General features: G+C 34.3%; 15 protein-coding genes and 1 pseudogene. 12 read left to right on the forward strand and 4 right to left on the reverse strand.

Features of this window, described 5'->3' with window-relative positions:
* The coding region (locus Q0Y70_RS08570) for a DNA-processing protein DprA (protein ID WP_297819804.1) at positions 1 to 576 on the forward strand (576 nt) is incomplete at its 5' end.
* Between the two features lie 291 nt (positions 577 to 867).
* Here the strand turns inward: Q0Y70_RS08570 and Q0Y70_RS08575 are convergent.
* The 4 genes from Q0Y70_RS08575 to Q0Y70_RS08590 form a co-directional block, all read right to left on the reverse strand.
* The gene (locus Q0Y70_RS08575) at positions 868 to 2,025 is read right to left on the reverse strand and encodes a site-specific integrase (RefSeq protein ID WP_297819807.1); all 1,158 of its coding nucleotides are present in this window, start codon (positions 2,023 to 2,025) and stop codon (positions 868 to 870) included.
* 165 nt (positions 2,026 to 2,190) lie between these two features.
* Positions 2,191 to 2,874 (reverse strand): hypothetical protein, encoded by a 684-nt coding sequence (locus Q0Y70_RS08580; RefSeq protein WP_297819811.1) that lies wholly within the window; start codon positions 2,872 to 2,874, stop codon positions 2,191 to 2,193.
* A 110-nt stretch (positions 2,875 to 2,984) separates the two neighbouring features.
* Positions 2,985 to 3,752: an ImmA/IrrE family metallo-endopeptidase gene (locus tag Q0Y70_RS08585; protein ID WP_297819813.1), complete on the reverse strand. Its 768-nt coding sequence runs from the start codon at positions 3,750 to 3,752 to the stop codon at positions 2,985 to 2,987.
* The gene (locus tag Q0Y70_RS08590) at positions 3,745 to 4,113 is read right to left on the reverse strand and encodes a helix-turn-helix domain-containing protein (protein WP_297819816.1); all 369 of its coding nucleotides are present in this window, start codon (positions 4,111 to 4,113) and stop codon (positions 3,745 to 3,747) included. Before Q0Y70_RS08590 ends, Q0Y70_RS08585 begins: the two co-directional genes overlap by 8 nt.
* 265 nt (positions 4,114 to 4,378) lie before the next feature.
* Here Q0Y70_RS08590 and Q0Y70_RS08595 point away from each other — a divergent pair, with 265 nt between their 5' ends.
* The 11 genes and pseudogenes from Q0Y70_RS08595 to Q0Y70_RS08645 all read left to right on the forward strand — a co-directional run.
* Positions 4,379 to 4,594: a helix-turn-helix transcriptional regulator gene (locus Q0Y70_RS08595; RefSeq protein WP_297819818.1), complete on the forward strand. Its 216-nt coding sequence runs from the start codon at positions 4,379 to 4,381 to the stop codon at positions 4,592 to 4,594.
* Position 4,595: 1 nt separating this feature from the next.
* Positions 4,596 to 5,360, forward strand: coding sequence for a phage antirepressor KilAC domain-containing protein (locus tag Q0Y70_RS08600; protein ID WP_297819821.1), 765 nt, complete (start codon positions 4,596 to 4,598; stop codon positions 5,358 to 5,360).
* Between the two features lie 155 nt (positions 5,361 to 5,515).
* Positions 5,516 to 5,806 (forward strand): DUF771 domain-containing protein, encoded by a 291-nt coding sequence (locus Q0Y70_RS08605; protein ID WP_297819826.1) that lies wholly within the window; start codon positions 5,516 to 5,518, stop codon positions 5,804 to 5,806.
* Complete coding sequence (locus Q0Y70_RS08610) at positions 5,800 to 5,997, forward strand: hypothetical protein (protein WP_297819829.1); 198 nt, start codon at positions 5,800 to 5,802, stop codon at positions 5,995 to 5,997. Before Q0Y70_RS08605 ends, Q0Y70_RS08610 begins: the two co-directional genes overlap by 7 nt.
* Positions 5,987 to 6,256 (forward strand): hypothetical protein, encoded by a 270-nt coding sequence (locus tag Q0Y70_RS08615; protein WP_297819832.1) that lies wholly within the window; start codon positions 5,987 to 5,989, stop codon positions 6,254 to 6,256. Before Q0Y70_RS08610 ends, Q0Y70_RS08615 begins: the two co-directional genes overlap by 11 nt.
* A 132-nt stretch (positions 6,257 to 6,388) precedes the next feature.
* A complete protein-coding gene (locus tag Q0Y70_RS08620) occupies positions 6,389 to 6,691 on the forward strand; it encodes a hypothetical protein (protein ID WP_297819835.1) in 303 nt (100 codons plus the stop codon).
* Complete coding sequence (locus Q0Y70_RS08625) at positions 6,678 to 6,836, forward strand: hypothetical protein (protein WP_297819838.1); 159 nt, start codon at positions 6,678 to 6,680, stop codon at positions 6,834 to 6,836. Before Q0Y70_RS08620 ends, Q0Y70_RS08625 begins: the two co-directional genes overlap by 14 nt.
* 69 nt (positions 6,837 to 6,905) lie before the next feature.
* Positions 6,906 to 7,205 (forward strand): hypothetical protein, encoded by a 300-nt coding sequence (locus Q0Y70_RS08630; protein ID WP_297819841.1) that lies wholly within the window; start codon positions 6,906 to 6,908, stop codon positions 7,203 to 7,205.
* 173 nt (positions 7,206 to 7,378) lie between these two features.
* On the forward strand, positions 7,379 to 8,023 hold the full coding sequence (locus Q0Y70_RS08635; protein ID WP_297819844.1) for a hypothetical protein: 645 nt from the start codon (positions 7,379 to 7,381) through the stop codon (positions 8,021 to 8,023).
* 5 nt (positions 8,024 to 8,028) lie between these two features.
* A complete protein-coding gene (locus Q0Y70_RS08640; RefSeq protein ID WP_297819847.1) occupies positions 8,029 to 8,751 on the forward strand; it encodes an ERF family protein in 723 nt (240 codons plus the stop codon).
* Positions 8,748 to 9,132 (forward strand): annotated as a pseudogene (locus Q0Y70_RS08645) (DNA replication protein DnaD); the annotation flags it as partial. The gene Q0Y70_RS08640 and the pseudogene Q0Y70_RS08645, both read left to right, overlap by 4 nt.

Below are 9,132 nucleotides of genomic sequence, written 5' to 3' on the forward strand. Positions count from 1 at the left end.
ATCATTGATCAAATTGGTTATTATGAAGAGGAAATAAATTTTGACTTAATTAGTGAATTAGAGTTATCATCTGATCTACGTAATAAAATTTTTAATGCAATGACAGATGAGAGATTTGAAAAATGCATTGAAAGGATCTTATTACAATGTGAAGTAATCACAATATTTGATCCAATCTATCCTGCTAAATTGAAAGAAACTTTTGATCCACCAATTGTTTTATTCGCTCGCGGCAATTTAGAATTACTCAAAAAAAATGTTACAGTGATAGTTGGTTCAAGAAATCCAACCCAATATAGCCGTCAAGTTTTAAGACAACTAGTACCAAATATTGTTAACCAAGGCTTTGTAATTGCCAGTGGTTTAGCAAAAGGTGTGGATGCCATTGCTCATGAAGAAACATTAAAAAGTCAAGGCAATACTATAGCAGTTGTCGGAAATGGCTTGAACTATTTTTATCCGCGACAAAATCAAGAATTACAAAAAGAAATTATTAAACGTGGTTTATTATTAAGTGAATATTTACCAGATACCCCGCCATTACCTTTTCGCTTCTCCGAACGGAACCTAATATAAAAATATAGAAAACTAGAGCATTGGTAAATCAACGTTTTCATAAATAAGAAAGCTATAAAAAACTATAGAAGTTTTAAAATTGGCACACATTTGGCACACAAAAAAGCACCCACATAATTTTGTGAGTGCTTTTTACTATGGTTAAATACATAGCGATGAATATAGTCCACCTACATTATAACAGAATTGATAAAAAAGATGGTCAATCCTGCTGATCATCTCTTTCAAACCATTATTAACTTAGAACACCTATATTATAACTTATAAAATAAAACTAACAATTACCTAAACTTAAGCAAATGCATTTTTAAATAAGCCAATTATTTGTTGTTCATCAATTTGCTTAGTTTCCTCAATGAGATAACCATACGTATCGATAGTTGTTTTAACATTTGAGTGACCAAGCCGATGCATAATGTAATACCAATCTATTTTTTTATGGATCAATATAGCGACGTGTGCGTGTCTTAACGTATGAGTAGTAAAACCATCCTTGGGTAGTTTTAAAAGCTCTAGAACCCGCCTTAATTCGTCTCCAGTAGCATTACTTGTCGGTGGTAGTCCAGTAGTGGGGGATCCAAAAACAAATTCACTGTGATTATGTTTTCTTAATTCTTCTAGTAACGGAAAAATCTGAGGGTTAACCGTTATAGTTCTGTACGATGCCTTATTTTTAGTTGGACCCAGTTTATGGATGTCAGAATTATAAGAGTGATGGATGTCAATCGAAAAGTTTTGGGGATGCAAATCACGCCAACGCAGCCCCAGAGCTTCACCAATTCTTACACCAGTTATTATTTGTAGGGCAAGCACGTAATCACAAATATTACCCTTATCTAAGCCTACTTTTCGCCCATAGAAGGTAATATCTTTTGCAGACATAAGATAGGGTGAACGTCTTTCTAAAAGCTTATTTAGAATTTCTTGGATATGGGATAAAGATGGTAATTGGACTTTGTCATATCTAGTACGCTTAGTTGTTCCAGTAATATTAGTGCCATAAGTAAAATCACTAACAATTATTCCATCTTGAATAGCATGCCTTATAGCGGAATGGTATTTTTTGTGGAAACTTTTAACACTACTTTTGGCATAGTGTTTGCCTAGTTTGTTAAGAAATCCTTGCCACATAGTAGGGGTGATCTCTTTAATTTTGGTATGACCCCAATAATCTTCCAAAGGTCCTTTGGCCGTTTTATAGGATCTACGCGTTTCATATCTACAATTTGGTTTATTAAAAACTTCATAGCATTGCCAGAAGTATTCAACAAATTCAGGGTTTTCTCCAATATTTACTCCCTTATTATGCTTGGAGTCCATATCGGTCCAATAATCCATCGCTTCCTTTTTGGTTCTAAAACCACCTTTTGAATGACTATGTCTTTTGTTTTGCTGGTCACGCCAGAATACTCTGGCAGTCCATGTTTTACCACGTTTATATACCGCCATTGCTTATATTCCTCCAATCATTTACAATAGAGGAGATAAAAGGGAAGAATATTCTGCTCTTTTATCTTTCGTAAATTAATTTTGCTAAACGTTAAGTAATTAGCGTTTAGGTCCACTTACTGGAGACCTTGTGAGGATACCTCACAGGGTCTCTTTTTTTATTGTCTATTTTAGATCAATAGTTAAATCAAAGTCTTTATCTAATCCGTCATTATCAGTATCTTGGGCATTTCCACTAAATGTAAATCTGATATTTTTAATATCTGAGACAGAAGATAAATTCTTAATTGGAAACGTTGCCACACCATTCTTAATTGCACCAGCTTTGATATCACCATCCCAGTTATCATCATTCGTAGCATCTTCTTGTTCACCGTTAGAGAGAACTACAGTCCCTTGAGTAGGATAGATGGAAATATCTTGAGCTGCCTTTACAATCATATCAATCTTTAAAACACCGTTAACTTCATATGTACCGTCATTTGCGGATTCATATTGATGTGGAGATTTTAATTTATAGATTTGAACAGATTTAATTTCAACTGTGCCACCTGGCCAAGTTTTGTCAGTGTAATTAGTGTTATAAATCTTTTTTGCTGAAATAGGGAAGGCATCTCCATCAAATGTTACGCCTTTTTCTGTATTGTCTTTACCTGCATTCTTGTCATCTGTTTTATCTTCAGAAGTAGTTTGGTGAACTGTAGCATCAGACTTAGTTTTTTTCACCTTTTTAACAGATTTTGAACTTTGACTAGGTTTGCTACTTTCAGTGTTGTTTGATGAACAAGCAGTAACACCCAATCCCAAAAGGGCAATGCAAGCTAAACTTAAAATATGATTCTTTTTCATAAATATCCTCCATTGATGTTTTGCCTTAAGTTTTTCGTCATTGGCTATTGGACGAACGTTAGTTCCAAATAATTAAAAAATAGAATAGAGGAGCGGATAACTCCTCTAAATTATTGAGCCAAATGAATACGTAGCTTATTTAATAATTCAATATCATTATTTCTAAAAGCCATCACAGCAGTAAGAGCTTGATTACAATTTAAGCCGCAATTATAAGTGAAATAATTAATAAGCCTATTATGCAAAGCACTTGTTGAAATTGTATACTTTCTTAGCATTTCATAAAAGTTTAAATTCATGACATCTTGTTTCAAAACTTCATCTGATGCATAGAGAAGGGATGCAATGATATTGGTTTCCGTTTCAATTGGTCTTAATTCTATTGGATAGAATTCTTGATGTAAAACACTATTAGTAATCATTGCAACTACTTTTTCATAATTAGGATTTTGGCGTGCTTTATAAACATGAACCAATTCATGAATGATGGTAAATATAATGCTACCTTGTGCCTGTTGATAATCAGCATTTATAAATACTAAAGGGCCAAAAGAATCAAAAACAGTGAAACCACTGACTGTTTTACTAAAAGTTGTACTCTGTTGCTTGATATGAAGACAATGTATATCCAAACATAATGGATAAGATAGAAAGTTATTAAATGCATCTAATTTCTGCTGATTTGCACTATCAGAGGTAAATCCATATACATCAACATCATCAAATATATGCATTAAATAATTGATAACATGCTGATATCGAACCTGATTTCGCTGGATATTGTAATAGACAGATGCATTTTCAATAATTTCACTAGCAACTTCTGATGCCTGTTCATAAATAAGTGGATCAACTGCTTCGTATTCGTAATTATTCATGTCGTTTTCTACGCTCCATAATCATTTTTCTGGTGAAATCCATCATGTTGCCTAGGGATTCTTCAAATTCCTTACGCTCATCTGGCGTCATATCTCCAGTTTTTTCACGAAACATTGTCACTAGATGTTCATTATCATTATTCTTTTTTGGTAGTTCATATTTATCTGTTTTGCCTTCTAAATAGTCCGTAGTCGTATGCAAAGCAGATGCTATGGCTTCTAAAGTTGGCTTTCGAGGCGAGACACCTTGGTTATATCTGTAAATAGCAGTTTCACTTTTAAAGCCAGCTTTTACTGCCACTTCTCTTAGGCTCATTCCTCTAATTTTAGAAAGTCTTTTAATCCGCTCAAATAGCGTCATATCAATAACTCTTTTCTAACCTTCCAAAATTAATTACACATAGTGCTCACAAATATGTTGCATTAATTGCACAATGTGCTATTATTATTTTTGTCAGGTAAAAGTAATAAGAAATTATTAGCGAAATGAATATAAAAGCGGGCAGGCTTTTGAGGTAATCATATCTTACTAATGCTTATTTCTTATACCTTGATATTACACCATGTGTAAAATGTTATCAATAAAATATTAACATTTTGCACAAAATATTATGGAGGTGAAGTTAATGCCTTTAGAAGAACAATTGGATGAAGCTAAGCAAGCGGTGACTAAAGCTATCAAAATGGCGCTTTTAGAAAAAGGATGGTCACAAGCAGAATTAGCTGAGACATTAAATTTAAATCGTGGAATTGTAAGCCGCGCTATTAATGGTGATAACAATCCACAATCAGTAAAAGTTCGAAAAATGATTTACAAAATTTTAGGAATGGAAGGTGAATAAGATGGCGGATATTTTAAATATCAAAGTTAAAAATGACCAACAATTAGTTTCAGCCAGAGAACTTCATACAGGGCTGGGTCTTAAAAAACAGTTTACGGATTGGGTAAAACAAAACTTTAAAGAATTTAAAGAAGGTACAGATTTTATGTTTACACCTCAAAGTGTAAACATGCCAAATGGCGGTACTAAGTCAATTAAGAACTATGCATTAACCATTGATATGGCAAAACAGCTTTGCTTAATGAGCAGAACGGAAAAAGGAAAAATTTATAGATCTTATTTGATTGAGGTTGAAAAGCAATGGAACAATCCAGCAATGGTCGTTCAACGAGCTTTATTAATTCAACAAAATCAGATCAAGCAGTTAAAAGGTCAAAACAAAGAACTTAAAAGTCGAAACAAGTCATTGTCTATTCAATTGGAAGAGTCAAATAAGAAAGCTAATTATTTAGACATTATCTTGGCAACTAAGGATGCCATGACAGCTACGCAGATCGCTTTTGATTATGGTATGAGCCCTGTTGAGTTTAATAAATTGCTAAATATAGAGGGCATCCAACATAAGGTTCATGGTCAATGGGTCTTATATAAAGTTTATATGGGTAAAGGTTACACCAAAACTAATTCTGGCATCTACAAAGACAAAGAGGATAGATACCACAGTAGACCTTACACTATGTGGACTCAAAAGGGACGTAAGTTAATTTACGACATTTTAAAGCAAGATGATATTTACCCATTAATTGAGCGTAATGACGTGGAATAAAAATAGAGGATAAAAATGGACGAAGAATTTATTAAAGAATTAAGAGATTACACAATTAAGCAAATGAAGGCAAATAAGTCACCAGATCAAGTAGCAAAACTTGTGGCTGAATTAATGAATGCTGAACGCTAATAAATGAAAGTGAGGTGTTAAGAATGCAGATAACTATACCTCGTGAAGAATTAAAACAAGCAATTGTAGAAATAATGGATGAGATGGGATTTGAACCTAAAAAGACAAATGAAGGTAAAACTATTACCTTAACCCAATTCAAGAAGAAGTTCTGCCCGGGCAAAAGTATTGATTGGATTAAAGAAGAAATCTTTTACAAATATAAGCCTGACTTTGTAGCAGACATTCATCCTGGAAAAGGGCGACAAATTCGAATTTATGAGAAAGAAGCTGCTCGATGGATGGAGAAAAATAAGAGGAAATTACCATGGTAGATAAATCAACAAAGGACCAGCTCAAGCAGTTAAGTTCTATGGAAGTAGAAATAAATTTAGACGCAGAAAAAATGCTTAATGATTTAGGTAATTACCTAAATGAAGCAATGGAAGCTTGGGTAAGCTCAAACATCATTAATTACATACATTTAGGTTTGCCAAAAGTTAAAGGTCGAAACAATGATGATTAGTTCTAAAGAGTTGCTAACGCTCACCATGCAATGCGATGAATTTTTCAGGGACAATGTACGAGAGTATATAACCGAAGCCAGGCTTTCATATGAACAAGCAAGCAAGCTAATTGACTTGTTGTCTAGCTTAAATGAACAACTCAGCGATATAAGAGAGGGGTTAATAGATGACTATGAGGAACAAATTGAAGATCTTGAGCTTGAGATTGATAGCTTAAGAATAGATATCGAAAGGTTGGAAGATAGTCAATATGATTAAATGGATGAAAAATTTTCTGATTACAAATAGTACATTCTTTGCTGTATGGATGTTAGGCATTGTTCTGCTATCAGGACTTACCGCATTATGTGTTTTATTAAGACTATTTTTAAATTTATTAGGAGATTGAGCATGGATTCAAAAGATATTAATGAATGGGCAGATATGCTAGCAAACCTTCTTCTTCCAGAAGATAAGATCGAGGAATTTAAGCAATTTGCAGAGACCGCACAGCAAGTTAGAAAGCTGAGTAGAAAGCAAAAATTAGAACTATTAAACATCATTGCAACAGACGATGATATCTCTGTTAATGACTTATTAGATGCTATTGAAAACAGCGTTAACACTACTAACACAATAAATAAGTTTGAAAAAGAATTTAAAGAAGAATCAGGCAATATTGGATTAAGAGGTAAGAAAAATGATGAAGAGTAGCTTTTCAGATCGAACAGCAGCAGGTGTTTTATTTGCAAGTAATGCAATTGCAGATGGTCCACAAGATGGTCACAAACAATTATTCTTTGCAAGTAATCTTGGCGAGCGTATAAAAAAAGGCGAATTCCTTGAAATCACAAAATAGGAATTCGTCTAACAATTAAAAAATAAAGCTATTTATTTTACAAAGCAAGTATAACACAGGTTTAAAAAGATGATGAAGTATATTGACGAAAAAAGATTTAATCGGATTAAAGCTATGAGCGAACTTTACTTCCCGAAAGGCACCATGCTAATTCCTATTAGTAAGCAAGGAGCAATGCAAGTTGTATATAACCTCGTTGCCTTTATCGAAAATTTAATCAATCAAAAAGGCTTGGATGCTTTTTGTGAGTTTTACGGTTTAGATCCCAAAGAAACGGTTACTGATATTGCTCATTTAAAGATGAACAACTCTTTTTCTGACTATTTTGTTAGGCAATTAGGAGGATTCATTGTTAAAGGAGAAAAATAATAGCTTACAGTTGTTAGGCTCGAATAAAAATCAAACCAGCTCTAAAGGGTTTAGCTTTATATCCAAGCGTATTTTTAGACCAATTTAACAATAAGAGTCTAGCTGACGTTTTATTGATAGCAAATAATAATAAGTAAAAACTTATATAAACCAAGAAAGTAGAGAATCAGTTAATGTTCAACAAAGATTTTAGTGACTCACAAAAAGAATTTATTAAAAAGGCAATAAAAGACAATCTAAACGAGTTTTTCTATGAGGCAGGCATAACTACCCAAAGTATATCAAAAAACGTCTCAGAGATATCAAAAAATGCTTCTGAGAGCATTTTAAGATTAAGAGACATCCAAAGAACACAAGAAGCGCTACTTCAGCTTTTGACTGTTTTAAATCATGATCGGCAAGTTGAGGCTGATAAAACGCTTTTTAAAGCTACGGCTAAGTACAGCGATGACGCAAGACAGAAACTTATGGATCAAGTCAAATCAAACGGTAAAACACTAGAAAAGCCTGAAGCTAAAAAGCAAAGAAAGCCAATTGTAAAGATCAAGTCTGCTTACGATAACCCAGACTACATACCAAGATATTCGGTAAGAGAGGCCGCCAAGAGACTGAACACAACGCCATACTCACTATCTCGTAGAGCAAGCAAGTTACGCTTAAAGCCTTCAAATCACTTTGAAACAAGTAAAGGTGGGGTTTGGAGAAAGGCACCTTACGTATACAAACGAGGCAAGAAAACAATAAAAGCTGAGAGAGAGCAATTCTTTTACAGCGATTATGCATTAAGAGAGATTTCTGCAAGTATGAGAGGGGAATAGAAAGATTGACGGACAAGAAAACAAATGAGCATACGGTATCAGCATTTAATCAAATTCAAGCCAAAATGCGTGTTTCTAAGGACTTAAGTAACACCTATGGGGGATTTAAGTATTACAACTTAGAAAACGTCCTGAGCGTCTTAAAACCACTTTTGACGGAATTTAACGCAAGAATCACGTTTGATACTCAGCCTATGCAGTTAGGTAATAGCATTTATCAGGTGTGTACGATCACATACCGAGACCAGGCAGAAACCATTGTGTCGCATTATTCAAGCCGTGAAGATCTAGCCAAAAAGGGAATAGATTCACCTCAAATCTCTGGGTCAGCAGCATCTTATGCCAAACAGGGTGCCTTAGCCAACCTGTTCTTGATTGACTACGGTAGTGATGAACTGGATTCAAACCAGGTTGCCAAGTATGCCGATCCACAAAATCAAAATATTCAAAAGGCTAATAAAACACGCAACTACAAGACAGAACTCAAGCCACAAGTGGCTCAAAAGAAATATACCCCTGAAGAAATGTCTAAAGCTGAAATGCTTTATAAAGACGACAAGAAAGAGAACTTGTACACGATTTATAAAAAAGCTAAGGACAATGACAAATATGCAAAGAAGTGGTGGAATGCTTGGTTTTCTAAGCCTGATACTCCTCAAGGCAATCTGGTAACGCAAGCTAATAACTTTTTTAAAGCCGTTGATAAAGCTGGAGGTAAGCAAAAATGAGTAAACCGATAAAGCGCATAGTGTCAACTTCATTTTGGGAAGACGTAAAGGTTATAGACAGCTACAGTCCTGAGGATAAATTCTTCATGCTGTACTTGTTAACCAACCCACATACGACTCAAGTTGGAATTTACAAGTTACCGTACAAGGTTTGCAGTTTTGAGACTGGTTACACGATCGAAACCATCAAAGCCTTGCTACAACGGTTTCAAATGCGACAGAAGAATATTATCTACTCCTCAGAAACTCAAGAAATAGCAATACTTAATTCGCTTAAATATTCCATCGTCAAGGGTGGTAAGCCTGTTGCTGACTGCTTAAAAAGCGAACTGTTGCAGATAGAGGATCCTAACTTGATTATTGCAGTATATAAGCATTTAT

Origin of the sequence: uncultured Lactobacillus sp. (assembly GCF_947367085.1) — a bacterium.
Taxonomy (GTDB): domain Bacteria; phylum Bacillota; class Bacilli; order Lactobacillales; family Lactobacillaceae; genus Lactobacillus.

Coding starts and splice junctions, on each gene's coding strand:
- Q0Y70_RS08575 (WP_297819807.1), bottom strand. CDS start 2,025: ATGGCGGTATATAAACGTGGTAAAACATGGACTGCCAGAGTATTCTGG.
- Q0Y70_RS08580 (WP_297819811.1), bottom strand. CDS start 2,874: ATGAAAAAGAATCATATTTTAAGTTTAGCTTGCATTGCCCTTTTGGGA.
- Q0Y70_RS08585 (WP_297819813.1), bottom strand. CDS start 3,752: ATGAATAATTACGAATACGAAGCAGTTGATCCACTTATTTATGAACAG.
- Q0Y70_RS08590 (WP_297819816.1), bottom strand. CDS start 4,113: ATGACGCTATTTGAGCGGATTAAAAGACTTTCTAAAATTAGAGGAATG.
- Q0Y70_RS08595 (WP_297819818.1), top strand. CDS start 4,379: ATGCCTTTAGAAGAACAATTGGATGAAGCTAAGCAAGCGGTGACTAAA.
- Q0Y70_RS08600 (WP_297819821.1), top strand. CDS start 4,596: ATGGCGGATATTTTAAATATCAAAGTTAAAAATGACCAACAATTAGTT.
- Q0Y70_RS08605 (WP_297819826.1), top strand. CDS start 5,516: ATGCAGATAACTATACCTCGTGAAGAATTAAAACAAGCAATTGTAGAA.
- Q0Y70_RS08610 (WP_297819829.1), top strand. CDS start 5,800: ATGGTAGATAAATCAACAAAGGACCAGCTCAAGCAGTTAAGTTCTATG.
- Q0Y70_RS08615 (WP_297819832.1), top strand. CDS start 5,987: ATGATGATTAGTTCTAAAGAGTTGCTAACGCTCACCATGCAATGCGAT.
- Q0Y70_RS08620 (WP_297819835.1), top strand. CDS start 6,389: ATGGATTCAAAAGATATTAATGAATGGGCAGATATGCTAGCAAACCTT.
- Q0Y70_RS08625 (WP_297819838.1), top strand. CDS start 6,678: ATGATGAAGAGTAGCTTTTCAGATCGAACAGCAGCAGGTGTTTTATTT.
- Q0Y70_RS08630 (WP_297819841.1), top strand. CDS start 6,906: ATGATGAAGTATATTGACGAAAAAAGATTTAATCGGATTAAAGCTATG.
- Q0Y70_RS08635 (WP_297819844.1), top strand. CDS start 7,379: ATGTTCAACAAAGATTTTAGTGACTCACAAAAAGAATTTATTAAAAAG.